Source organism: Streptomyces sp. NPDC048584 (genome assembly GCF_043199595.1).
Lineage (GTDB): Bacteria > Actinomycetota > Actinomycetes > Streptomycetales > Streptomycetaceae > Streptomyces > Streptomyces edwardsiae.
Genome location: NZ_JBICWF010000004.1, coordinates 488,086 through 513,326, shown reverse-complemented (window position 1 = coordinate 513,326; position 25,241 = coordinate 488,086). Strand labels below are relative to the sequence as shown.

Here is a 25,241-nt window from a genome sequence, read left to right as displayed (position 1 = left end):
GGCGCACCGCGAGGCCCCGGGGGTGCAACTGCGGCTCACCGCCGAGCCCGGCGACGACACCCCCGAGCTGCGTCGAGGCGGGGGGGGCCGCGCCGCCAGCGCCGGCCCGCCCGCCCGGCCCGCCACCCCCCCCCCCCGCGCGGCGGCCCGCGCCCCCCGCCGGGGCCCCCCTTCCGCGTGTCCGTGCGGGTCAGACCTTCTCGCGGATCTCCTTGCGGAGCTTCGTGGTGAGGTCGACCGCGGTGTCCTTGCCGACGCCCGTGCCGTTGTTGTCACCGGGGGAGACCATGGCGACCGTGCTGTAGTCGGCCCAGGCGCAGAACCAGTCGGTCGACTCCTTCTTGGTGAGCCCGTTGACGGCCTTCGTCGACTGGCACTTGGCGACGGCGCCGTCGATCTCGACCTCCTCGGGTTCGCCGACCAGCTCGACGTTCTGCATACCGCCGCTGCTGCTGGTCGAGCCCTCCTTGACTTCCTTCTGGATGTTCGCGAAGAACTTGTCGAGCGTCGACTGCGGTTCGGCGATCTTGCCGTAACCGCCCACCATCGTCATGCCCTTGGCCTTCAGCAGCTCGGCCTGGTCGGGAAGCGTGGACGGGTCGTTGGGGTCGAAGTTGCTCAAGTCGGCCGTGGACCACTGTCCGATGACGCTGACGCCGTTCTTGATGCCGCTCTTCTCCATGTCCTTCGCGTTGTCGGCGTCGTCCTTCACCTGGGCCTCGCCGGCCCGCGTGTACTCGCCGAGCACCGTCGTCGGCGTCGTCAGCTTGTGCGCGCCGTCGTCCTCCAGGCCGTCCGCGCCGCCGCCTCCGCCGATGACGAAGTACGCGCCCACGCCGATGGCCGCGACGACCGCGACCGCGCCGATGATGATGCCGGCCTTCTTGCCGCCGCCACCGGACGCCGGGGGCTGGCCCGGCACGCCGTAGCCGGGCTGGCCGTAGGGCGGCTGCTGACCGTACGGCTGCTGCGGCGGGACACCCGGCTGGCCCTGCTGCGGGTAGCCGTATCCGGGCTGGCCGGGCTGCTGGGGGTAGCCGTAGCCGGGCTGCGGAGCCTGCGGCTGCTGGCCGTAAGGTCCCTGCTGGCCGTACGGCCCGGGCTGCTGGGGCTGCTGCCCGCCGTACGGGCCCGGCTGGTTGTAGCTCATGACTGGGTTCCCCTCCAGATGCTTATGCGTTGCCGACATCCTGACTCAGAGGAGAACGGTTCAGGCCAGTGGGGGTCGCACCGTTACAGAGGAATCGCGTTTCGGTACAGGGCCGTGACGCCTCTAAACTGAGTCCCGTGACCGAGAACGCTCAGCAGGAGCCACCAGCGCCCAACACCGAACTGCCGACCCAGTACGCGCCGGCCGATGTAGAGGGGCCGCTGTACGAGCGCTGGGTAGAGCGCGGTTACTTCGAGGCGGACGCGAAGAGCGAGAAGCCGCCGTTCACCGTCGTCATCCCGCCGCCGAACGTCACGGGCAGTCTGCACCTCGGGCACGCCTTCGAGCACACGCTCATCGACGCCCTGACCCGCCGCAAGCGGATGCAGGGTTTCGAGACGCTGTGGCAGCCCGGCATGGACCACGCCGGCATCGCCACGCAGAACGTGGTCGAGCGGGAGCTCGCCAAGGAGGGCAAGTCCCGCCACGACCTCGGCCGGGAGGCGTTCGTCGAGCGGGTCTGGCAGTGGAAGGACGAGTCCGGCGGGCAGATCTCCGGCCAGATGCGCCGCCTCGGCGACGGCGTCGCCTGGTCCCGCGAGCGCTTCACGATGGACGAGGGCCTGTCCCAGGCCGTCCAGACCATCTTCAAGCGGCTCTACGACGACGAGCTGATCTACCGCGCCGAGCGCATCATCAACTGGTGCCCGCGCTGTCTGACCGCGATCTCCGACATCGAGGTCAACTACCAGGAGGAGGACGGCGAGCTCGTCTCCATGAAGTACGGCGAGGGGGACGACACCATCGTCGTCGCCACCACCCGCGCGGAGACGATGCTCGGTGACACGGCCGTCGCCGTCCATCCCGGGGACGAGCGCTACAAGCACCTCGTCGGCAGGCTCGTCAAGCTGCCGCTGACCGACCGTTCCATCCCGGTCGTCGCGGACGAGCACGTCGACCCCGAGTTCGGCACCGGTGCCGTCAAGGTGACCCCGGCGCACGATCCGAACGACTTCGAGATCGGCCGGCGGCACGACCTGCCCGCCATCACCGTCATGGACGAGCACGCCGTCATCACCGCCCACGGCCCCTTCCAGGGCCTGGACCGCCTCGAGGCCCGCTCCGCCATCGTCGCCGCGCTGCGCGCCGAGGGCCGGATCGTCGCCGAGAAGCGGCCCTACGTCCACAGCGTCGGCCACTGCTCGCGCTGCAGGACCACCATCGAGCCGCGGCTGTCCATGCAGTGGTGGGTCAAGGTCGGCCCGCTGGCGAAGGCGGCCGGCGACGCGGTCCGCGAGGGCAAGGTCAAGATCCATCCGCAGGAGATGGAGAAGCGCTACTTCGACTGGGTCGACAACCTCCACGACTGGTGCATCTCGCGCCAGTTGTGGTGGGGCCACCGCATCCCCGTCTGGTACGGGCCCGACGGCGAGGTCGTCTGCGTCGGACCCGACGACGAGGCCCCGGCGGGCGAGGGCTGGCACCAGGAGACCGACGTCCTCGACACCTGGTTCTCCTCCGGCTTGTGGCCGTTCTCCACGCTCGGCTGGCCCGAACAGACCGAGTCGCTCGCGAAGTTCTACCCGAACTCCGTCATGGTCACCGGCTACGACCTGCTGTTCTTCTGGATCGCCCGGATGATGATGTTCGGTCTCTACGCGATGGACGGCGTCCCGCCGTTCCACACCATCGCCCTGCACGGCATGGTCCGTGACCAGAACGGCAAGAAGATGTCCAAGTCCTTCGGCAACGTCATCAATCCGCTGGACTGGATGGACAAGTACGGCAGCGACGCGCTCCGCTTCACCCTCGCCCGCGGTGCCAACCCGGGCGTCGACGTCCCGATCGGCGAGGACTGGGTCCAGGGCTCCCGCAACTTCGCCAACAAGATCTGGAACGCCACCCGCTTCGCGCTGATGAACGGCGCGACGGTGGACGGCCCGCTGCCGGACGCGTCGGAGATGTCGCCGACCGACCGCTGGATCCTGTCCCGGCTGAACTCGGTGGTCGCCGAAGTCGACGCGTACTACGACGACTACCAGTTCGCCAAGCTCTCGGACGCGCTGTTCCACTTCGCGTGGGACGAGGTCTTCGACTGGTACGTCGAGCTCTCCAAGACGACGTTCCAGGCGGGGGGTGAGCCGGCCGAGGTCAGCAAGCGGGTTCTCGGCGAGGTCCTCGACGTCACGCTCAGGCTCCTCCACCCGGTCGTCCCCTTCGTCACCGAGACGCTGTGGACGACGCTCACGGGCGGCGAGTCCGTCGTCATCGCCGACTGGCCGGCCGCTGTGTCCGTTCCTGGTGCCGACGCACCGGGCGGCTTCCGGGACGCGGACGCGGAACGGGAGATCGAGACGCTGCAGTCCGTCGTCACCGAGGTCCGCCGCTTCCGCGCCGACCAGGGCCTCCAGCCCGGCCAGCGGGTCCCGGCCCGGCTGACCCTCGACGGTACGGCGCTCGCCCCGCACGAGCCTGCCGTCCGGCAGCTGCTGCGCCTCCAGCCGGAGGGCGACTCCTTCACCGCGACGGCGACCCTGCCGGTCGCCGGTGTCGAGGTCGCGCTGGACCTGTCCGGGGTGATCGACGTCGCCGCGGAGCGCAAGCGCCTCGCCAAGGACCTCGCCGCCGCCGAGAAGGAGAAGGCCCAGGCCACGGCCAAGCTCGGCAACGAGGCGTTCCTGGCGAAGGCCCCGGACCACGTGGTCGACAAGATCCGCACCCGGCTGGCCAAGGCGGAGGACGACATCATCCGCATCACGGCCCAGCTGGAGCGCCTGCCGCAGGCCTGACACCCCGGCCAGGACACCGAACGGCCCCCGACCCCTGTGGTCGGGGGCCGTTCACGTTCCGGTAACCCGCCCGAGGCAGCCTGCGGCTCTGTCCCTCGCACAGCCCCACGCCGTCAGGAGCACCCCCACGATGCCCCGCCCCGCCGCCGCGCCGCCCACCGGACCGACAGCCGAGGCCGGACCCGTCCGCGAGCGGCGGTACGACGTCGACCTGCTGCGGGTCGTGTGCACCGCCGCCGTCGTCCTGGTGCACGCGGCCGCCGAGTTCACCGACGCCGGCCACCGCACCACCGGCATCCTCGGCGACTCGGCCGGACGGTTCGCCGTCCCCGTGTTCTTCGCGATGGCGGGCTGGGCGGCCCTCGTCGGCTCACCCGTGCGCGGCGACGCCCAGCTCCTCACCCGCCTCGGCCGGGTCCTGCGCCCGATGGCGGTGTGGACGGTGCTCTACCTCCTGTGGCAGTACGTGGCCGGGCCGGGCTTCGAGGACGGTGCCGCACGGGAAGCGGGAAACGCCCTGTCCGGCTCCGTGGAGGCCGCCTTCCACCTCTGGTACCTCTACATCTACGTCCCCCTCCTCCTGCTCCTCGGCGTCGCCGTGCTCGTCGTGCGACGGCGCCCCGCGCCCCGCGGGTCGCTGATCCTGCTCGCCGCGTTCGCCGTCGCCCCGGCGGCCTCCGGGGACCTGAAGACCCTCACCGGGCTGCCGCTGCCCGCCTGGAACTGGAGCGTGTCGCTGTACGCGCTCGGGTACGCGCTGGCGGGCGCCGCGCTGCTGGCCGCCCGGCGGCTCGGCCCCCGCGGGCTGTGGATCGCGGGCGTCGCCGCCGGCCTCGTCGCCCTCACCGTGTACCAGTTCACCGTCCGGCACCCCGCCGCGTACGGCAGCGCGGCGGTGGCCGCCGTGACCTTCGCCGTGGTCGGAGCGACGGCCGGGGTACGGGTGCCGGAGCGGGCTCGGGCGGTGCTGCGACGGCTGTCGGACGCCTCGTTCGGGACCTACCTCGTGCATCTGCTGCTGGTGATGCTGCTGGTGAGGCCTGCCGCGCGGCACGTCTCGCACGGCATCGCGGCTCCCCTCGCGCTCGCCGTGACCGCGGTGGCCGCCGTCGTGCTGTCCTTCGCCGCGAGCGTCCTGTGGGGCCGGCTCGGGATGCGGCGGTGGCTCGGCTGACCGGGCGGACGGCGCCCTCCGGGCCGCCCGTAGACTGGGCACCGTGAGCGAGCGCCCAGAATCACCAGGTCCCGACCCGGACGACACCTTCGACGACTTCACGGAGTTCGTCGAGGAGGAGACCCGCCGTGATCCCGACCTCGCGGTGATCGAGGCGGGCAGCCGCACCCTGCGCACCCAGGGCGGCCCGCCCCAGGCCGACGTGCCCGCGCGGCCCGAGGACCCCGAGGTCGACAGGGCGCTGCGCGAGGTCGAGGCGCAGCTCGCCGACCGGTGGGGCGAGACCAAGCTCGAGCCCTCGGTCACCCGTATCGCCGCCCTGATGGACGTCCTGGGCGATCCGCAGCGCTCGTACCCCTCGGTCCACATCACCGGCACCAACGGCAAGACCTCCACCGCCCGCATGATCGAGGCCCTGCTCGGCGCCTTCGACCTGCGCACCGGGCGGTACACCTCGCCGCACGTCCAGTCGGTCACCGAGCGGATCAGCCTCGACGGCGCCCCGGTCTCCCCCGAGCGGTTCATCGAGACGTACCAGGACATCAAGCCGTACATCGAGATGGTCGACTCCCGCGAGGAGTACCGGCTGTCCTTCTTCGAGGTGCTGACCGGCATGGCGTACGCCGCCTTCGCCGACGCGCCCGTGGACGTGGCGGTCGTCGAGGTCGGCATGGGCGGCAGCTGGGACGCCACCAATGTGATCGACGGCGGTGTCGCCGTGGTGACGCCCATCGATCTCGACCACACCGACCGGCTCGGCGGCACGCCTGGCGAGATCGCCGGCGAGAAGGCCGGCATCATCAAGCGGGACGCGACGGTGATCATGGCGCAGCAGCCGGTGGACGCCGCGCAGGTGCTGCTGAAGAAGGCCGTCGAGGTGGACGCCACGGTGGCCCGCGAGGGCCTGGAGTTCGGCGTCGTCGCCCGACAGGTCGCCGTCGGCGGCCAGTTGGTGACGCTGCGCGGACTCGGCGGCGAGTACCCCGAGGTGTATCTGCCGCTGCACGGCGAGCACCAGGCGCACAACGCGGCCGTGGCGCTGGCCGCTGTGGAGGCGTTCTTCGGCGTGGGCGCGCAGCGTGCCCAACTGCTCGACGTCGACACCGTGCGCAAGGCGTTCGCCGCCGTCGCCTCCCCGGGCCGGCTGGAGGTCGTACGGCGTTCCCCGACCGTCGTCCTGGACGCCGCCCACAACCCGGCGGGCGCGCGGGCCGCGGCCGCCGCGATCGGCGAGGCGTTCCAGTTCAGCCGGCTCATCGGCGTGGTCGGCGCGAGCGGCGACAAGAACGTACGCGGGCTGCTGGAGGCGTTCGAGCCGGTCTTCGCCGAGATCGTCGTCACCCGGAACTCCAGCCACCGCGCGATGGACGCCGACGAGCTGGCGGCCGTCGCCGTCGAGGTGTTCGGCGAGGACCGGGTCCAGGTCGAGCCCCGGCTGCCCGACGCCCTGGAGGCCGCGATCACGCTGGCCGAGGAGGAGGGCGAGTTCGCCGGCGGCGGTGTGCTCGTCACCGGTTCCGTCATCACCGTCGGCGAGGCCCGACTGCTCCTGGGGAGGGGCTGAGATCCCGTGCGTACGCTCTGCGCCTCGACCCTGATCGGCGAGTTCTTCGTCATCGGTTTCGCCGGACTGGTCGCGATGAAGGACGCGGACCTCTCCTCCGTCACCGTGTGGACGGTCTGCGGCATCGCGATGTTCCTGTGCGTGGCCCTGTGCGGCGTGATCACCCGCCCCGGCGGGGTGGCCTTCGGCTGGGCGCTGCAGATCGCGCTGATCGCCTCCGGTGTCTTCGTCCCGGCGATGTACTTCATGGGCGCGGTCTTCGCACTGCTGTGGTGGGCGTCGGTGCACTTCGGGCGGAAGGTGGACGAAGCGAAGGCGCGGTTCGCCGCGCAGGCGGGCCGGCCTGACGCTGCGTGACAGGTGTCCCGACACGCCCGGTAACCTCGTCCTACCGCACGACTTCACGTACAAGGAGCACCTCCGTGACCCAGCGCACCCTCGTCCTGCTCAAGCCCGACGCCGTACGCCGCGGTCTGACCGGCGAGATCATCGGCCGTATCGAGCGCAAGGCCGGCTGGCGGATCGTGGCGCTGGAACTGCGCACCCTGGACCAGGACACGCTGGAGCAGCACTACGGCGAGCACAAGGGCAAGCCCTTCTACGAGCCGCTGGTGGAGTTCATGGCGTCCGGCCCGGTCGTCGCGCTGATCGTCGAGGGTGAGCGGGTCATCGAGGGCGTGCGGCAGCTGGCCGGACCCACGGACCCGATCGCCGCCGCGCCCGGCTCGATCCGCGGCGACTTCGGTGTGATCGTCCGGGAGAACCTGATCCACGCCTCCGACTCCGAGGAGTCCGCCGAGCGCGAGGTGAAGATCTTCTTCCCCGGTCACGCCTGATCCCGCGCATAACGATCACGTCGCGGCCGCATCCAGCGGGTTTGCCGTATGTCGGATGGTCTGGGGGCTTTGCCCCCGGACCTTTTTTGGCATATGCGTGGCGTTCGGGGGAACGGATGCCCCCGATGGACCGTCTCCACAAGCAGGCGCGGACGCCATCTGATGACAATGGCGAAGACCCTCGCACGGTGTTCGCGAAGGCGCGTCTACGATGGAACCCTTCACGTCACCGCACCCACCTCGCCGTCCTGAAAAGCCCTCAAAAGCCCGTGGGACGGCCAGTCGAATCCTGATGGGGAACTCAATGTCGTTCATCGGCCGTGACATGGCTGTCGACCTCGGGACCGCCAACACGCTGGTGTACGTCAGGGGTCGTGGGATCGTACTCAACGAGCCGTCCGTCGTCGCGATCAACACCAACACCGGTGGCATCCTCGCGGTCGGCGCCGAAGCGAAGAAGATGATCGGACGCACCCCCGGCAACATCGTCGCCGTGCGTCCGCTGAAGGACGGCGTGATCGCCGACTTCGAGATCACCGAGCGGATGCTCCGCTACTTCATCCTGAAGATCCACAAGCGGCGGTATCTGGCCCGTCCGCGGGTCGTCGTCTGTGTGCCCTCGGGCATCACCGGCGTCGAGCGCCGCGCCGTGATCGAGGCGTCCTCCCAGGCCGGCGCCCGCCAGGTGCACATCATCGAGGAGCCCATGGCCGCCGCCATCGGCTCGGGGCTGCCGGTCCACGAGGCCACCGGCAACATGGTGGTGGACATCGGCGGCGGTACCACGGAGGTCGCGGTCATCTCCCTCGGCGGCATCGTCACCGCGCAGTCCATCCGTGTCGCGGGCGACGAGCTGGACAACGCGATCATCCAGCACATCAAGAAGGAGTACTCGCTCCTGCTGGGTGAGCGGACGGCGGAACAGATCAAGATCACGATCGGTTCGGCGTACGACCTCGACTCCGACGAACACACCGAGATCCGCGGCCGGGACCTGGTGTCCGGGCTGCCGAAGACCGTCGTGATCTCCGCCGCCGAAGTGCGCAAGGCGATCGAGGAGCCGGTCAACGCGATCGTGGACGCCGTCAAGACGACCCTCGACAAGTGCCCGCCGGAGCTGTCCGGCGACATCATGGACCGGGGCATCGTCCTGACCGGCGGCGGAGCCCTGCTGCGCGGACTCGACGAGCGGCTGCGCCGGGAGACGGGCATGCCGATCCACATCGCGGAGGACCCGCTGGACAGCGTGGCCCTCGGCTCCGGCAAGTGCGTCGAGGAGTTCGAGGCGCTGCAGCAGGTGCTGGACGCCCAGCCGCGCAGATGACACCACTCTTCGACTCCGCCGTACGGGACGGTCTTCTTCCGTACGGCGGATCGTTGATATAGAGGCATAAACTCCCCCACAACGCCTCGGAACACCGCAATCGACCTCGGAGCACCGTTCTCCGAAGTCGCGTCATACAGCTGAACAGACCCCCACCTCATACCCGTTCTCGACGAGGAAGGCACGGCCGCCGCACGTGAGGGACACACGAGAGAGCCGGCTGCTCCTGGTGCTGCTGATCGCCATCGCTTTCGCACTGATCACGGTGGACATCCGTGGCGGGGAGGATTCACCGGTCGACGGTGCCCGGCGGGCGGCAGCGACCGTCTTCGGCCCGATCGAGAACGGCGTGTCCGGCGCGGTCGACCCGATCGGCAACGCCGTGACCGCCGTCCGGGAGTCCGGCGACCGGCACGACCGGCTCGCCGAACTGGAGCGGGAGAACGCCGCGCTCAAGGCGGAACTCGGCAGCGACGACCGCGGCCGCAGCCGCCTCAAGCAGCTCGACAAACTGCTGAAGGTCTCCGGCCAGGGCCAGTACGGCATCAAGGGCGCCCAGGTCATCGCCATAGGAGCGGCCCAGGGCTTCTCCTGGACCATCACCATCGACGCCGGCTCCGACGACGGCATACAGCGCGACATGACCGTCCTCAACGGCGACGGACTGGTCGGCCGCGTCACCACCGTCGGCCCGACCACCGCCACCGTGCTCCTCGCCAGCGACCCCGACTTCACCGTCGGCACCCGCATGGAGGGCAGCGACGAGCTCGGCTTCGCCGCCGGCCAGGGCGACCGGCCGCTGCGCGTCGAACTCCTCAACGGCAAGGCCGAGATCAAGAAGGGCGACCGGCTCGTCACCTTCGGCTCGCAGGCCGACAAACCGTTCGTGCCCGGCGTGCCCGTCGGAGTCGTCTCCCGCGTCGACCCCTCCGGCGGCGACCTCACCCGCACCGTCTACGTCACGCCGTACGTCGCCTTCAGCAAGCTCGACGTCGTCGGCGTCGTCGTCCAGGCCCCCGGCAAGGACCCGCGCGACACGGTGCTGCCGAAGAAGCCGCAGCCGACCCCCACCCCGACCGTGACGGTGACCGTCACACCCTCCGCCCCTGCCGACGGCCTGAACCAGCAAGAGCAGTAGGAGCTGTCACCCCATGCGCGTCAACCGGATCCTGCTCTCCAGCTCGCTGATCGTCGTCGCCCTGGTGATCCAGGTGAGCGTCCTCGCCCGCCTCCACCTGCCCGGCGCCGTCCCCGACCTGCTGCTGCTCACCGTCCTCGGCCTCGCCCTCGTCTACGGCCATGTCGGCGGCGCCCTCGTCGGCTTCGCCGCCGGACTCCTCGTCGACCTCGCCCCGCCCGCCGACCACGCCGCCGGACGCTACGCCCTCGTGCTGTGCGTCATCGGCTACCTCGCCGGACTCGTCAAGCCCGAGAGCGGCCAGGTCAGGTCGGCCACCGGCCCCATGGCCGTGGTCGTCGCCGCCGCCGTCGGCTCCACCCTGCTCTACGCCGGCGTCGGCGCCCTCGTCGGCGACACCGCCGCCCGCCATGTCGGCCTGAGCGGACTGCTGTTCACCGCCGCCCTGTACGACCTGCTGCTCGCGCCGTTCGTCGTACCCGCCGTCATGGCCCTCGCCCGCCGCGCCGAGAACGACCCGCTCGCCGAGACGAGTTCCGGCAAGTCCGGCGACATCGCCTCAGGCTGGCTGTCCGGCGGCACCGGACTGCGCATCGGCGGCCAGCGCAACGGACTGCGCGTCAAGGCGGCCCGCGCCCGGGTGGCCCGCGCCGGACGCATCAAGGGGGTCAAGCGCCTGTGAACTCGCCCGACTTCACCGGATCGAGTGAAGCGCCGGCGGAACGCCGACGCGCCGCCCGGCCGTTCATCACTTGTACCGACTCATCCGTACGCGCTCCGAGAGGGGAGGAAGCCGCGTGACCAACATCCCCGAGACCGGCCGCAGCCCCCGGGTCCAGATCCGGCTCGTCGTCATCCAGGTCCTCGTCATCTCCCTCCTCGGCACCCTCGGCGGGCGCCTGTGGTACCTCCAGATCCGCGAGGGCGAGGCCTACGCCAAGGAAGCCTCCGGCAACCACGTCCAGCAGGTCGTCCAGCCCGCCGTCCGCGGCTCCATCCTGGACGCCCGCGGAGTGGCCCTCGCGGACAACGAGACCCGCCTGGTCGTCTCCGCCTCCCGCACCGACCTGCTGAAGATGAAGGACGACGGCAAGGCCGTCCTCACCAAACTCGCCGGCGTCCTCGGCATGGACGCCCAGGAGGTCATCCAGAAGGTCCGCCTCTGCGACGCCGAAACCCCCCAGCCCTGCTGGAACGGCTCGCCGTACCAGCCCATCCCCATCACCGACGAGGCCTCCGCCAAACAGGCCCTGCAGATCCGCGAACGCGCCGAGGACTTCCCCGGCATCACCGCCGAACCGCAGGCACTGCGCCGCTACGCGAACCCCGGCAAGGCCAACACCGCCCAGGTCCTCGGCTATCTCTCGCCCGTCACCGACGAGGAGATCACCAAGGCCCAGGACACCAGCTCGCCCTATCTGCGCTCCGACATGGTCGGCCGGTCCGGCCTGGAGCGGCAGTACGACCAGCAGCTGCGCGGCAAGGCCGGCGTCACCCGCTACGAGGTCGACAACCTCGGCCGCGTCATCGGCCAGGCCGAGGCCGACCCCGCCCAGCCCGGCGCCAACCTCGTCACCAGCATCGACTCCCGCGTCCAGCGCATCGCGGAGTACGAGCTGAACGAGGCGATGAAGGCCGCCCGCAAGGAACACGACCGCAACACCAACCGCAACTACGAGGCGGACTCCGGCGCCGTCGTCGTCATGGAGGCCAAGACCGGCCGCGTCGTCGCCATGGCCTCCAACCCCACCTACGACCCCAACGCCTGGGTCGGGGGCATCTCCGCCAAGGACTACACCGCCCTCACCAGCAAGAAGTCCAACTACCCGCTGCTCAACCGCGCCATCCAGGGACAGTCGGCACCCGGCTCCATCTTCAAGGTCATCCCGACCGCCGCCGCCATACAGGCCGGCTACTCCTTCGAAGGCCCCTACAACTGCTCCAGCTCGTACTCCATCGGCAACCAGGTCTTCAAGAACTTCGAATCCCAGAACCACGGCCCGATCAGCCTCGGCCGCGCCCTCGAGGTCTCCTGCGACACCGTCTTCTACGCGCTCTCCCACGAGGAGTGGAAGCGCGACGGCGGCAACAAGCCGAAGAAGGACGCCAACGACTGGTTCTACAAGACCGCCCACCAGTTCGGCCTCGGCGACGAAACCGGCATCGACCTGCCCAACGAGGTCACCGGCCGCGTCCCCGACCGCCAGTGGAAGCTCGACTACTGGACGGCCAACAAGGACGTCTGGTGCAAGACCGGCAAGAAGGACGGCAGCTACGCGGAGAAGATCGCCTACGAGAACTGCCTCGAAGGCAACCGACTGCGCGCCGGTGACTCCGTCAACTACTCCATCGGCCAGGGCGACACCCTCGTCACCCCCATCCAGATGGCCACCATCTACGCCGCCATCTCCAACGGCGGCACCCTCTACGACCCCACCGTCGGCAAGGCCGTCATCAGCCCCGACGGCAGCACCGTCACGGAGATCGAGCCCAAGGCGCACGGCAAGCTGCCCACGTCGAAGAAGACGCTCAGCCAGATGGACGAGGCCCTCGCGGGAGTCGCCACCCGCGGTACGGCCGCCTGGCGCTTCGGCGGCTGGCCGCAGGACGAGATCCCGATGCACGCCAAGACCGGTACGGCCGAGGTCTACGGCAAGCAGACCACCTCCTGGTTCGCCACGTACACCAAGGACTACTCGATCGTCATGACGATCTCCCAGGGCGGTACGGGCTCCGGCGCCTCGGGCCCCGCCGTACGCAACATCTACAACGCCCTGTACGGCGTCTCCGAGGACGGCGAGATCGACAAGAAGAAGGCGCTGCTCTACACGCCGCAGAAGAACCTCCCGAAGGTCCGCACCGACGGCACCATCAAGTCCCCGAAGGTCGCCAAGGACCCCGCCAAGGACCGGGTGAGCCCCTCGCCCGACGCCGAGGCCGGCACTCCGCAGCAGGACCCGGCCGACCCCCAGCAGACGGGCACGGTCCCCTCACCGGAGATCGGCAACCGCCAGACCCGCCGCCGGCACCGGCGACGACGCGGCGGCACAGGCCGCACCGGCGGCACGGGAACGCGGAGGGCAGCGGTATGACCGGCGGCGTCAACAGCTTCCAGGTCTCCGGCTACGGGCCGGAGCGGGCCGGCTGGACACGGGTCCTCGCCCGCGACTCCCTGGCCCGGCGGCTCGACTGGCCGATACTGTTCTCCGCGCTCGCCCTCTCCCTGCTGGGCTCGCTCCTGGTCTACTCGGCCACCCGCAACCGCACCGAACTCAACCAGGGCGACCCCTACTACTTCCTGGTCCGGCACTGGCTCAACACCGGCATCGGACTCGCCCTGATGGTCGGCGTCCTCTGGCTCGGCCACCGCACCCTGCGCACGGCCGTGCCCCTGCTCTACGGCGCCTCGCTCTTCCTGATCCTGCTCGTCCTCACCCCACTGGGCTCCACCATCAACGGCGCCCACTCCTGGATCAAACTCCCCGGCGGCTTCTCCCTCCAGCCCTCCGAGTTCGTCAAACTCACGATCATCCTGGGCATGGCCATGCTGCTCGCCGCCCGCGTCGACGCCGGCGACAAGCCCTACCCCGACCACCGCACGGTCCTCCAGGCCCTCGGCCTGGCCGTCGTCCCCATGCTGATCGTGATGCTCATGCCCGACCTCGGGTCGGTCATGGTCATGGTCATCATCGTGCTCGGCGTCCTGCTCGCCTCCGGCGCCTCCAACCGCTGGATCTTCGGCCTGCTCGGCGCCGGGGCGGCCGGCGTCATCACCGTCTGGCAGCTCGGCATCCTCGACGAGTACCAGATCAACCGCTTCGCCGCCTTCGCCAACCCCGAACTCGACCCCGCCGGCGTCGGCTACAACACCAACCAGGCCCGTATCGCCATCGGCTCCGGCGGACTCACCGGCTCCGGCCTCTTCCACGGCTCCCAGACCACCGGCCAGTTCGTCCCCGAACAGCAGACCGACTTCGTCTTCACCGTCGCCGGTGAGGAACTCGGCTTCGTCGGCGGCGCCCTCATCATCGGCCTGCTCGGCGTCATCCTCTGGCGCGCCTGCCGCATCGCCCGCGACACCACCGACCTGTACGGCACCGTCGTGGCCGCCGGCATCGTCGCCTGGTTCGCCTTCCAGGCCTTCGAGAACGTCGGCATGACCCTCGGCATCATGCCCGTCACCGGCCTCCCGCTGCCGTTCGTCTCCTACGGCGGCTCCTCGATGTTCGCCGTCTGGCTGGCCGTCGGCCTGCTGCAGTCGATCCGGATACAACGGCCGATGTCCGCGTGACCACGCCGGACGCGCGGCGGCAGCCCACTGCCGCCCCGCGCCCACGGCGACTAGATTCGGTTCATGGCGGACACCAAGCGCGAGATCGAGCGAAAGTACGACTCCGACGACAGCCGACTGCCCGACCTGACCCGCGTCCCCGGCGTGGCGGCCGTCCACGACAGAGGCGTCACCCACCTCGACGCCACGTACCACGACACCGCGGACGAACGCCTCGCCGCGTCGTCCATCACCCTGCGCCACCGCACCGGCGGCTCCGACGCCGGCTGGCATCTGAAGTTCCCCGTCGCCCCCGGAGTGCGCGACGAGATCCGCGCCCCGCTCTCCGACACCCTCCCGGACGAGCTCGCCGCCCTCGTCCGCTCCCGCGTCCGCGACCACGCCCTCCTGCCCGTCGTCCGGCTGCGCTCCGACCGCGACGTACGCCACCTCGTCGACGCCGACGGACGGCTGCTCGCCGAGGTCAGCGTCGACACCGTCCACGCCGAACGCCTCACCGGCACCGGCGGCACCGCCCGGTGGACCGAGATCGAGGTCGAACTCGCCGACGACGGCGACCCCGCCTTCCTCGACAAGGTCGACAAACGCCTCCGCAAAGCCGGCGTACGCCCCTCCGCCTCCGCCTCCAAACTCGCCAGGGCCCTCGCCGACACCGCACCAACCGGTACCAGCACCGCCGCCGGCACCCGCGCCCCCGCCACCGCCCCGGACGCCGCCCCACGGCAGAAACGCAGGTCACGCCCGGCCGGCACACCCGTCACCGCCGGCGACCACGTCCTCGCCCACATCCGCGCCCAGCGCGACGCCCTCGTCGAGCTCGACCCCGCCGTACGCCAGGACGTCCCCGACTCCGTGCACCGTATGAGAGTCGCCACCCGCCGCCTGCGCAGCACCTTCCGCACCTTCCGCACCGTCCTCGACCGCGAGGTGACCGACCCCGTCGCCGCCGATCTGAAATGGCTCGCCGCCGAACTCGGCGTCGACCGCGACCAGGAGGTGCTCGCCGAACGCCTCCGCTCCTCCCTCGCCGCCCTCCCCGACACCCTCGTCACCGGCCCCGTCGGCCACCGGCTCGGCACCTGGGCCGAGACCCGCCACGCCGGCGCCCACGGCCACCTCACCGGCATCCTCGACTCCCCCCGCCACCTCGCCCTCCTCGACCGGCTGGACGCCCTGCTCGCCGACCCGCCCCTGCGCCGGAAGGCGGCCGCACGGCCCGACAAGGTCCTCACCAAAGCCGTACGCAAGGACCTCGACAAACTCGCCGCCCTCGTCACCCACGCCCTCGACCTCCCGCCCGGCACCGACCGCGACCTCGCCCTCCACGACGCCCGCAAGAAGACCAAACGCACCCGCTACGCCGCCGAGGCCGCCACGCCCGCACTCGGCACCCCCGCCAAGGACCTGGCCAGGGACATGAAGTCGCTCCAGACCCTGCTCGGCGACCACCAGGACAGCGTCATGGCCCGCAGCACCCTGCGCGAACTCGCCGCCGTCGCGCACGCCGCGGGCGAGAGCGCCTTCACCTACGGCGTCCTCCACGGCCGCGAGGAACGCCGCGCCGAACTCGCGGAGGCCGCCCTCCCCGAGGCATGGAGCTCCATCACGAGGGACCTCCGGCCCTGGACAACGTAGGGACCGCCCCTCGAGCCGGGTTACGCTGAATGGTCCCCCCTGTCAGCACACAAAGGTTCGCGAGATGCCTGCCGAAGCCGCCGAGTCTGTGAAGTCTGTGTTTCCGCAGCTCGAAGCTCTGCTCCCGCATGTGCAGAAGCCGATCCAGTACGTCGGCGGAGAGCTCAACTCCACGGTCAAGCCGTGGGAGAGCTGCGACGTCCGCTGGGCGCTCATGTACCCCGACGCCTACGAGGTCGGACTGCCCAACCAGGGCGTCATGATCCTCTACGAGGTCCTCAACGAACAGGACGGCGTCCTCGCCGAGCGCACCTACAGCGTCTGGCCGGACCTGGAAGCGCTGATGCGGGAGCATGGCGTCCCGCAGTTCACGGTCGACGGCCACCGCCCGGTGAAGGCCTTCGACGTGTTCGGCCTGAGCTTCTCCACCGAGCTCGGCTACACCAACATGCTCACCGCCCTCGACCTGGCCGGCATCCCCCTGGAGGCGAAGGACCGCGGCCTCGACGACCCGATCGTCATGGCCGGCGGCCACGCCGCCTTCAACCCCGAGCCGATCGCCGACTTCATCGACTGCGCGGTCATCGGCGACGGCGAGCAGGCCGTCCTCGAGGTCACCCGCATCGTCCGCGCCTGGAAGGAGGAGGGCCGTCCCGGCGGCCGCGAGGAACTCCTCCTCCGCCTGGCCAGGACCGGCGGGGTGTACGTCCCCGGCTTCTACGACGTCGAGTACCTCCCCGACGGCCGCATCGCCCGTGTCGTACCGAACAGGTCGGGCGTCCCGTGGCGCGTCTCCAAGCACACGGTGATGGACCTCGACGAGTGGCCCTACCCCAAGCAGCCCCTCGTCCCGCTCGCCGAGACGGTGCACGAGCGGATGTCCGTGGAGATCTTCCGCGGCTGCACCCGCGGCTGCCGCTTCTGCCAGGCCGGCATGATCACCCGCCCGGTCCGCGAGCGCTCCATCACCGGCATCGGCGAGATGGTCGACAAGGGCCTGGCGGCCACCGGCTTCGAGGAGGTCGGACTGCTGTCCCTCTCCTCCGCCGACCACTCGGAGATCGGCGACATCGCCAAGGGCCTCGCCGACCGCTACGAGGAGGACAAGGTCGGCCTCTCCCTCCCCTCCACCCGCGTCGACGCCTTCAACATCGACCTGGCGAACGAGCTGACCCGCAACGGCCGCCGTTCCGGCCTCACCTTCGCCCCCGAGGGCGGCTCGGAGCGCATCCGCAAGGTCATCAACAAGATGGTCTCCGAGGACGACCTCATCCGCACCGTCTCCACGGCCTACGGCAACGGCTGGCGTCAGGTGAAGCTGTACTTCATGTGCGGCCTGCCCACCGAGACCGACGACGACGTCCTCCAGATCGCCGACATGGCCACCCGCGTGATCGCCAAGGGCCGCGAGGTCTCCGGCTCCCACGACATCCGCTGCACGGTCTCCATCGGCGGCTTCGTCCCCAAGCCGCACACCCCCTTCCAGTGGGCCCCGCAGCTCTCCGCCGAGCAGACCGACGAGCGCCTCACCAAGCTCCGCGACAAGATCCGCGGCGACAAGAAGTACGGCCGCTCCATCGGCTTCCGCTACCACGACGGCAAGCCCGGCATCGTCGAGGGCCTGCTCTCCCGCGGCGACCGCCGCATCGGCGCGGTCATCCGCGCGGTCTACGAGGACGGCGGCCGCTTCGACGGCTGGCGCGAACACTTCTCGTACGACCGCTGGATGACCTGCGCGGACAAGACCCTGCCCTCCTTCGGCGTGGACGTCGACTGGTACACCACCCGCGAGCGCTCCTACGAGGAGGTCCTCCCCTGGGACCACCTCGACTCGGGCCTGGACAAGGACTGGCTCTGGGAGGACTGGCAGGACGCCCTCGACGAGACGGAGGTCGAGGACTGCCGCTGGACCCCGTGCTTCGACTGCGGCGTGTGTCCTCAGTTCGACACATGGCCACAACTGAGCGAGAGCGGCAAGAAGATGCTGCCGCTGACGGTCAAGAAGTCGGCTCCGAACAGCTGAAACGGGGGAGCGGGGATGACGGAGCCACTGCGGCGCATCGCTGAGGCTGTGGCGGATGCCACGGAGGATGAGGTGGCCGTGGTGCTCGGTGCCCTCGGGTCGGCGCAGCTGCGGCAGGCGACCCGAGAGGCCCCCCGGACGCCTCTGCCGACCGCAGGCGCTCACGCGAGTATCGAGTCCGAGGTGGACTGGGTCTAACTGCTTGCGTGAGATCCTGGGCGGCATGGGGGAGGCGTCGGCTGATCAAGCTCGAACCACACCACTTTGCCCGTGCTCAGCCGGGTCGTGCCCCAGCGCCGGGCCAGCCTGTTCACCAGGTACAGCCCGCGGCCGCCCTCGTCCGTGGCGCGTGCCTGGCGCAGCCGGGGCAGCTGCGGCACGTCGTCACCGACCTCGCAGCGCAGCACGTCGGTACGCAGCAGCCGCAGTGTGACCGGCCGTGTCGCATACCGCACCGCGTTCGTCACCACCTCGCTGACGAGCAGCTCCACGGTGTCGCTCAGTTCCTCCATGCCCCAGCGGGACAGCGCGCGCCGGGCGAGACGGCGGGCCCGGCCGGGGGCCTTGTCCTCCGGCTCCAGGAACCAGTACGCCACATCGCTCGGCGCGATCCCGTCGAAGCGGGCGGCGAGCAGCGCGGTGTCGTCGTCCCGGTCGCCCGGGCCGAGCATGTCGAGCACCTCGTCGCACAGTGCCTCGAGCGGCGGTGGATGGTCGGGGCCGGTCAGCTGCGCGGTCGCGGCGAGCTTCTCCCGCAGCTGCTCGATCCCGGTCCACACGTCCCGCAGCCGGGACTCCACCAGACCGTCGGTGTACAGCAGCAGGGTCGCTCCCGCGGGTGCGTCCAGCTCCACGGCCTCGAAGTTCACCCCGCCCACACCGATCGGCGCGCCCGCGGGCACCCGCAGCACCTCGGCGCGGCCGCCCAGCTCCAGCAGGACCGGCGGCGGATGGCCGGCGTTGGCGATGGTGATGCGGTGCGCTACCGGGTCGTACACCGCGTAGAGGCAGGTCGCTATGTGGTCGGTTCCAAGTCGCTGTGCCTGTTCGTCGAGGTGGTGCAGCACCTCCTGCGGCGGCAGATCGAGCCCGGCGAGGGTCTGCGCGGTGGTGCGCAGCTGGCCCATGAGTGCCGCGGAGGTCATGGAGTGCCCCATGACGTCACCGACGACCAGCGCGACCCTGCTGCCGGGCAGCGGGATCGCGTCGTACCAGTCGCCGCCCACCCGCGCGGTCTCGGCGGCCGGCAGATAGCGGAATGCCAGCCGTACGCCGGTGCAGCGCGGGAGCGCCACCGGAAGCATTTTGCGTTGGAGTTCCCCCGCGATACTCGCCGTATGCCTGTCCCCTACGGCCCGCTCGACTCCGAGCGCACTGTGTGTGGCGAGTTGGGCCGCCACCAGCAGGTCCTCGGTATCGAAGCCCAACCGCTTCGGGCGGCGCAGGAACAGCGCCGCGCCGATCACGCGCCGCCGACCGCGCAGTGGCGCGAGGATGGCGCGCTGACTGCCAGGGGTGACGAAATCGGCAATACCTCCCAGAAGTTCGGGCAGAGCCTTACGAACGGTGGGCGCATCCGTGAAGACCGGACGTACCCCGCGCAGCACCTCTGCCAACGCACTGCCCGGTTGTACCTCGCACAACTCTGCACCGACGGGGTCCATCTCGGGCTGGATCGGCGGCACAACCCCGTACTCGGTGTTCTGCTCGGCCGGGATCCGATCGGTTCGGCGCAGCCGTAACACCAGCGGGCCAGTGGGCCGCTCGTCGCCGACCGGCAGCGGATCACGCAGATAGACCAGGATCGCGTCGGAGAAGGTGGGCACGGTGGCCCGGCACAGCCCCATCACGATCTCGTCCAGATCGATACCGCGGGCGATCCGCCGGGTCGCGGCACCCACGAAACGCAACCGATCACCGGATAGGCGCTGCGGTGATTGACTGACGGGTACAAGGGTGGTGGTACTGCTGGACGACGGGTTGTCCTGAGTTGTTCGGGACAACTCGACAAGCGCTTCGGATGCTCGACGTGAGGAAGGCGGCTCATGACTGTGCTGAACCTGCCCGGGCACAATCGTCGTCGTGCGTGTACCGGCAGATGGTGAAGTCGGTGGAGTCTGGTAGCCCATGTCATGAGCAGCTTGCTGAACGGCATGGTGCTCTTCGTCAAGCACGATGCGTGCCTTCTCCAGGGCGATATCGACGTCGTCAAGGGCTGCGTCATCGTCGGAGATCGCTTGCATCCTGGGCTGAGCGAGCCATGGAGTCGGCTCCTGTGCGGCGTCGCGGTTTGCCTCTCCAACCCACTCTTGCAGTGTGGCTAGTTCGGCTTCCAGGCTCTGAATGCGACGGGCGGCATGGTCGGCGACCTGTTGGGCGGTGTCCCTCTCTCGTTCGGCACGAGTCAGTTGCTGGCGCAGGTCGGTCTGCTGTCGTTCCGCGCGGGACAAGCGTACTTCCAGCGCTGTATAGGCCTGCGGGTCCTTCGGAGGTAACTCTTGCAGAGCATCCACCCGGCGTTTCAGCTCCGCCGCTTTCGCCTGCGCCTGCCCGAGTATGGCGAACAGGAGCGTGGCGATCTGCAGTGCCTGAGCTCGGCTACGCTCGCTGGCCTCGTAGGCCTGCCGGACGACCTGCAGTTCCTCATACACCTCAATGGTGCGGTCCTTGGCAGCCAGCAGTTGGTGGGCGAGGGCGAGTTCTTGCGTACCTCCAGCGAGCGGGGTAGGGCTGCCCTGAGCGCGGTCCCATAACGCCCTGGCCGTCTTGAGACGCTCCTTGGTGCGAACTGCCGGTTCGTGAGGGAAGCAGACGTCAGCCACTGCCTCAACCAAGTCCCACGTCAGCGCTTCTCCGGCCAAGAGGTCTCGCAGACGGCGCAATTCCGGCACGGCACCGGACTTGAAGTGGTCGGGCGTAAGACGCTGGTGGAGCTGGCCCACTGAGATGGAGGCCTCGTCCAGCCAGGACCGGGCATGCGTGACCAGTTCGTTGATCTCGGCACATGATCCTCGCGGTGATGCCCACGGCCGTCCCGGTCGCTTCCCCCTGCCGCCCACGCGTCCTCCCACTTACTTGTTCGCCGGACAACCCCCTGTTGTCACTGGAGAACATTCAATCGGCTCATCAGCAGGTTTTACTGAAGATCGCCCTAACTTCCTCAGGGCATCTCGTCAAGGCGGTGTATTCGTGAACTACAGCTCCACGGCGTTCCTGCTTCTCGTCCTTGCGGTGGCTGTACTGTTCGCTGCAGTGGCTGCGATGATCGCCTTCGGCCTCGCCCGGTGGGAGGGAGCAGAAATTCCAGCGGCCCTCTCGCGAAGTGGCATCGTCTTCGCGGCAGCCCTAACCCTGAGCCTGGCCACTCTGACCTTCCTGAGCCAGTAGTCCCTGGCACATAGCGGTTGGTGCCATGCACTTGACCGTGATGCCATGCCAATGCGGTCTCCACAGCCAGACCGTTGCCGCTGGACCCGAGGCGCGGCCAGCAGGATCCTGCCGGAACTGACGGAAACCAGCAGCGCAACGCCGCCGCAACGAGAAGGTGGGGTTGGTTACTTCCTTCCCAGGGCTGAGCCGCAAACGACAGAGCTACGAGCCTGATCGAGACCTGAGTCGTGAGCGTGGATGAGGGCGGAACGAGAAACGTTCGATGCCACCCGGTTCAAGTGAGAGGTGAGGCCGCCTCCCCAGCGGGATGGGAAGGCGGCCTCGCTGTTCTGGGGACCGGGATCAGGAAGCGTGCGCGAAGTCGTCTTCGCGGATCACGAGCCGTTCGCGCACGTCCTTCGGGATCAGCAAGCGAAGGTGTACCTTCGGGGCCCGGACTCCCGGCACCTTCGTGCGGGTGACCTCGCAGCGGATCCCTACGCGGTACAGGTCTGCGGACATGGCCTCCATGCCGCCTTCCTGCCAGTGCTCACGGAACGTCTTCCCACCGTGGACGTTGACCCATCGGTCCTTCGCCGTCTCGGGATCGATCGCTTCGAGCTCCCCGATGAGCTTGTCCAGTGTCGTCTCTGCCTGCTCCTTCGTGAACCGCGTCTTCGTGTACCGGCCTCCGGGTTCGAGTTCCTTCATGTAGAGCGCGATGGACTCCTGAAGACGCTTGATCTCCCGCCGCGCTTCGGCGCCCTCCGCGTACTGACGAACCTGCACGGGGAAGTCTCCGAGGACCTTGAGCACGTCCTCCACCAGGCGCTCGTAGACCCGCTCGGGGTTGGGTGCTCCGTGCCCGCCGCTCTTGCAGTTGCGGCACCGCAGGTATGGGTAGGTCCCGAAACCGTTTCTCGTGACCTGCACGGTCATGTTCGTCTTGCAGTCGGCACACAGGAGCACACCGAGGAACTGTGTAGCTCCGCCGGGACGGCGTGGCGGCTGCTTCTTCATCCGTATGTCGAGAGCTGCGCCGAGAGTCTCGAACTCCTCTTCGGTGAAGATGGGGGGAGCGACCCTGATCGGCTTGCCGTCCTTGCCGAGGATCAGCTTCGAACGCCGTTGTCCGCCGTTCTTGTCCTCCTCCACCCGGTAGCCGAGGAGCGCCGGGTTACGGAGACGGCGAAGGAGCGTCACCACGGTGAGTCCTTGGCTCATGAGACCGGCCCGCTTCAGGCAGCGCACCATGAAACGGGCGGATCGCCCGCGAAGTGCCATGCGGCGAGCCCAGTGCAGTGCCTTGTACGCCTCGGGATCGATGACGAGAACGACCCTCCCCGTGTCGTCCTCATCCGTGACGTAGCCGTACGCCGGCTTCCCGATGAGCCAGTCTTCCTGGGACTTCGCATAGTCCCACAGGCTCGTGACACGGGTGGAGGTGTTGGCCGCCTCGATCTCGGCGATACCACCGATGATCGTGACCATGATCTTTCCGGCGGTCGTGGTGAGATCAAGGCTGTCGTTCTTCGAGACCAGGTTCTTCCCGCGCTTCAGGCTCCACTCGATCATCGTCGAGAGGTCGGAGAGACGACGTACGAAGCGATCGAGCTTCCAGAACAGGATCTCGTCGAACTCGGGGGAGCGGTTGTTCAACCAGTCCCCGAGCTCCTTCCGCTTCCACGGCGGAACCTTCGTCGCCGACACGTTCAGGTCCGAAGCGACGCCGATGACTCGGCAACCTCGTTCCCTGGCCAGGATGCGGAGATCGAGCTCCTGGCGTACCGGCGACGTCGTGTCGTCCGTCAGTACGGATAAGCGGATCGACAGAAGTGCCCGGGGTGCGTCTTCGGGGAGTAGCGCCTCAGCCTGCTTCAGCTCCTCCAGAAGCGCGAGATCGGCTTTGGTCCACTCGGCTTCCACGTTGTAGGCCGCTCGGTCTGCCGCGAGCCGCCGCTGTCCTCGTTTCCTCATGGTGACCAGCGTAGGCCTGGTTTTGGGTGTTTTTCCGTGTGTCCTCAAATGGATACCAGTATTCAAATCGGACCAACTGGCAAGAAGCTTCTGCCGCTCACCGTGAAGAACAGCGCTCCGGCCGGCTGAAAAAGGGCTGCCCGGAGGGTGGCTGAGACGCTCACGGGGCTGAGTGAGTCAGAGCGTGCTGAGATCCTTCGTGGTCTCGGGACGAAAGGGCGCGAGCAGGCTTCCCGCCCCGCGCGGCGCACGCCGCTCCCTGCTCCTCGGCGAGACCCGAGCATCGTCTCTGCTGTGGAGTGGGTGTAGCTGATGAGAGGCGTTCGGACCGTCGCGGTCCGGGCGCCTCTCCTCGACGCCCGCCGCGTCCTCGTCCCGCGGAGGGGCCTACTTGAGCCTTCAGTGGGATCCTGGGCGGCATGGGGGAGGCCTGTCTGTCTCTGGGGGCGACCCGGACGGAGCCCTTCCTCGAATTCGCCGACCGGGTCACGGTGGGGCGGAGACTGACCGGACGGGTGACCAAGCCGGTTCCGTTCGGCGTCTTCGTGCAGGTCGCGGAAGGCGTCGAGGGCCTGAGCGGAGTCCGGCGCCCGTCCGGTCGGCGGAGGATGAGCGGTCGCAGGGGGGCACGTCCACCGGCGTTCGTTGCTTCAGTCGGTGTCTCCGGTGGTGGTGACGAAGCAGCTGACGTCTTCTGCGTCCTCTCCGTTCTTGTCCCATTCCTCTTGTGACGACCACATGAACCAGTAGTCTCCGGGCCGGTGCGCCTCGGAGGTCCAGGACCCCGGGGCGGTGTCATAAGCCGCGCTGCACGTGGCGGCGGCCATCTCACGGGCGGCCTTCCTGCCCGGGTAGGGGCTCGTGCCGAGTGTTCTCTGGGCGAAGAGCCTGGCGTCGTGCGCGCCCGAGCACGGGACGTCCACGACGGTGTCCAGGAGGCGCTGGCCCGTGCTGAAGTCGAAGCAGCCACCCGGCTTCATCGAGCCGACGGAACGGACCGCCTCGGAGGCCGGCCGGACGGTACCGTCGGGCTTCGCGGTGGGCGTCGACGCGCCGTGTTCGGAGAGCCGGAGGTCGACGGTCAGGGAGGTCATGTCCTCGAACGCGCTGCCCCTCCCTTCCAGGATCGCCGACAGGTCGGCCCGCACATGCGTGACGCGTCCCCGGCCGTCCACGGATACGGTCGTCGGCAGCGGGGTGTTCTCGGCGGACGATCCGACGGGTGAGAGGGCGGGCAGCTCGCGCTCGAGATCCTCGGGGAGGAGTCGCGCGATGGCGCTCTTGGGTATGCCCGCCGCGTAGACGCGCTGGGAGCCGTCGGTTTGCCGGGACGTCGCCTTCGTGGCGCCGAGGCTTTCGAGGAGGGTGCCGCCCACCGCCCCCTCGGCTCCCCGCAGGTGGTCGACGGCGTTGATGCGGAAGTTCGGGCCGGTGTCGGCCATCGTGTAGCGGAGCCAGTACGCCGCCGATCCGGCGCGGTAGTGAACGTGTTGCGGGTCGACGAGGACGTGTGCCGCGTGGGGATTGCCCTCGCCGGGCGTGGCGCCCAGCAGTGTGTCCTTCGTTTCCTGGGGGAGCTCCTTCGGCAGCTGCCACTTCACTGTCGCCTCGCCCGTCTTCTCAGCGAAGTCCATCCGCCCACTGAGGGTCTGTACCGCCCGGCCCTTCTTCGATTCGAAGGTCATGGTCTGGACGAAGTCGGCACCGCCCGCCTTCTGCGTCTGGCGCAGGGCGAGGTAGACCTGGAGGTCGAGCTTCTGGTCGAACACGGGGTGCTCGGCGGGGTGCTCGGCGGAGGTGCCCTGCTCGCCGGAGCAGGCTGTCAGGAGTAAGGACGCCATGGTGAGCGTCGCACCCGCACGGGCAAGCTGTCTGATCATGCCGGTAAGACCTGGCTGGGGCTTGGAGGGTTGCCCTCGCACGGGATCCGGAACTCCTGCGGCCCCCGCCGTCGGCGGAGGCCGCTGGGGG

17 protein-coding genes are annotated in these 25,241 nt (G+C 69.4%); 13 read left to right on the top strand and 4 right to left on the bottom strand.

The features are described from left to right. Positions 1-190 precede the first annotated feature (190 nt). Positions 191-1,150, bottom strand: a complete 960-nt coding sequence (locus tag ACGFR9_RS12565) for a hypothetical protein (protein ID WP_393206297.1) — start codon at positions 1,148-1,150, stop codon at positions 191-193. A 137-nt stretch (positions 1,151-1,287) separates the two neighbouring features. Here ACGFR9_RS12565 and ACGFR9_RS12560 point away from each other — a divergent pair, with 137 nt between their 5' ends. The 12 genes from ACGFR9_RS12560 (at position 1,288) to ACGFR9_RS12505 (ending at position 17,924) form a co-directional block, all read left to right on the top strand. Beyond that, a complete protein-coding gene (locus ACGFR9_RS12560) occupies positions 1,288-3,939 on the top strand; it encodes a valine--tRNA ligase (protein ID WP_393206294.1) in 2,652 nt (883 codons plus the stop codon). A 130-nt stretch (positions 3,940-4,069) separates the two neighbouring features. Then, positions 4,070-5,113: an acyltransferase family protein gene (locus ACGFR9_RS12555; RefSeq protein WP_393206291.1), complete on the top strand. Its 1,044-nt coding sequence runs from the start codon at positions 4,070-4,072 to the stop codon at positions 5,111-5,113. 43 nt (positions 5,114-5,156) lie between these two features. Beyond that, positions 5,157-6,677, top strand: a complete 1,521-nt coding sequence (locus tag ACGFR9_RS12550; protein ID WP_393206288.1) for a bifunctional folylpolyglutamate synthase/dihydrofolate synthase — start codon at positions 5,157-5,159, stop codon at positions 6,675-6,677. Between the two features lie 6 nt (positions 6,678-6,683). Next, entirely contained in the window at positions 6,684-7,034 is a 351-nt protein-coding gene (locus tag ACGFR9_RS12545; RefSeq protein WP_393206285.1) for a DUF4233 domain-containing protein, read from the top strand. A 65-nt stretch (positions 7,035-7,099) separates the two neighbouring features. After that, complete coding sequence (gene ndk / locus ACGFR9_RS12540) at positions 7,100-7,513, top strand: nucleoside-diphosphate kinase (RefSeq protein ID WP_030217700.1); 414 nt, start codon at positions 7,100-7,102, stop codon at positions 7,511-7,513. Positions 7,514-7,817: 304 nt separating this feature from the next. After that, on the top strand, positions 7,818-8,837 hold the full coding sequence (locus ACGFR9_RS12535) for a rod shape-determining protein (RefSeq protein WP_004001297.1): 1,020 nt from the start codon (positions 7,818-7,820) through the stop codon (positions 8,835-8,837). A gap of 196 nt (positions 8,838-9,033) precedes the next feature. After that, a complete protein-coding gene (gene mreC / locus ACGFR9_RS12530) occupies positions 9,034-9,975 on the top strand; it encodes a rod shape-determining protein MreC (protein ID WP_030217707.1) in 942 nt (313 codons plus the stop codon). Positions 9,976-9,988: 13 nt separating this feature from the next. Continuing rightward, positions 9,989-10,657 carry a rod shape-determining protein MreD gene (gene mreD, locus ACGFR9_RS12525; protein WP_393206280.1) on the top strand — a complete coding sequence of 223 codons (669 nt, stop codon included), beginning with the start codon at positions 9,989-9,991 and terminating at the stop codon, positions 10,655-10,657. Between the two features lie 115 nt (positions 10,658-10,772). Further along, positions 10,773-13,067, top strand: a complete 2,295-nt coding sequence (gene mrdA / locus ACGFR9_RS12520; protein ID WP_393206277.1) for a penicillin-binding protein 2 — start codon at positions 10,773-10,775, stop codon at positions 13,065-13,067. Then, positions 13,064-14,266 (top strand): rod shape-determining protein RodA, encoded by a 1,203-nt coding sequence (gene rodA, locus ACGFR9_RS12515; RefSeq protein WP_393206274.1) that lies wholly within the window; start codon positions 13,064-13,066, stop codon positions 14,264-14,266. The genes mrdA and rodA overlap by 4 nt, the downstream gene beginning before the upstream one ends. Positions 14,267-14,329: 63 nt before the next feature. Next, positions 14,330-15,901 carry a CHAD domain-containing protein gene (locus ACGFR9_RS12510; protein WP_393206271.1) on the top strand — a complete coding sequence of 524 codons (1,572 nt, stop codon included), beginning with the start codon at positions 14,330-14,332 and terminating at the stop codon, positions 15,899-15,901. A 64-nt stretch (positions 15,902-15,965) separates the two neighbouring features. Beyond that, positions 15,966-17,924: a TIGR03960 family B12-binding radical SAM protein gene (locus tag ACGFR9_RS12505; RefSeq protein ID WP_393206268.1), complete on the top strand. Its 1,959-nt coding sequence runs from the start codon at positions 15,966-15,968 to the stop codon at positions 17,922-17,924. A gap of 194 nt (positions 17,925-18,118) precedes the next feature. On the opposite strand, the gene ACGFR9_RS12500 is transcribed toward ACGFR9_RS12505, so the two are convergent. Further along, positions 18,119-20,122: a SpoIIE family protein phosphatase gene (locus tag ACGFR9_RS12500; RefSeq protein ID WP_393206332.1), complete on the bottom strand. Its 2,004-nt coding sequence runs from the start codon at positions 20,120-20,122 to the stop codon at positions 18,119-18,121. A 991-nt stretch (positions 20,123-21,113) separates the two neighbouring features. Here ACGFR9_RS12500 and ACGFR9_RS12495 point away from each other — a divergent pair. Then, entirely contained in the window at positions 21,114-21,311 is a 198-nt protein-coding gene (locus ACGFR9_RS12495) for a hypothetical protein (RefSeq protein WP_393206265.1), read from the top strand. Positions 21,312-21,656: 345 nt separating this feature from the next. On the opposite strand, the gene ACGFR9_RS12490 is transcribed toward ACGFR9_RS12495, so the two are convergent. Together ACGFR9_RS12490 and ACGFR9_RS12485 are read right to left on the bottom strand one after the other, a co-directional pair. After that, a complete protein-coding gene (locus ACGFR9_RS12490; protein WP_393206262.1) occupies positions 21,657-23,219 on the bottom strand; it encodes a recombinase family protein in 1,563 nt (520 codons plus the stop codon). Positions 23,220-23,920: 701 nt separating this feature from the next. Further along, positions 23,921-25,150, bottom strand: a complete 1,230-nt coding sequence (locus tag ACGFR9_RS12485; protein ID WP_393206259.1) for a septum formation family protein — start codon at positions 25,148-25,150, stop codon at positions 23,921-23,923. Positions 25,151-25,241: the final 91 nt, after the last annotated feature.

What these genes read in the sequence shown, in the direction of transcription:
- ACGFR9_RS12565 (WP_393206297.1), bottom strand. Translation starts at nt 1,150, where the DNA reads ATGAGCTACAACCAGCCGGGCCCGTACGGCGGGCAGCAGCCCCAGCAG.
- ACGFR9_RS12555 (WP_393206291.1), top strand. Translation starts at nt 4,070, where the DNA reads ATGCCCCGCCCCGCCGCCGCGCCGCCCACCGGACCGACAGCCGAGGCC.
- ACGFR9_RS12535 (WP_004001297.1), top strand. Translation starts at nt 7,818, where the DNA reads ATGTCGTTCATCGGCCGTGACATGGCTGTCGACCTCGGGACCGCCAAC.
- mreD (WP_393206280.1), top strand. Translation starts at nt 9,989, where the DNA reads ATGCGCGTCAACCGGATCCTGCTCTCCAGCTCGCTGATCGTCGTCGCC.
- rodA (WP_393206274.1), top strand. Translation starts at nt 13,064, where the DNA reads ATGACCGGCGGCGTCAACAGCTTCCAGGTCTCCGGCTACGGGCCGGAG.
- ACGFR9_RS12510 (WP_393206271.1), top strand. Translation starts at nt 14,330, where the DNA reads ATGGCGGACACCAAGCGCGAGATCGAGCGAAAGTACGACTCCGACGAC.
- ACGFR9_RS12505 (WP_393206268.1), top strand. Translation starts at nt 15,966, where the DNA reads ATGCCTGCCGAAGCCGCCGAGTCTGTGAAGTCTGTGTTTCCGCAGCTC.
- ACGFR9_RS12485 (WP_393206259.1), bottom strand. Translation starts at nt 25,150, where the DNA reads ATGATCAGACAGCTTGCCCGTGCGGGTGCGACGCTCACCATGGCGTCC.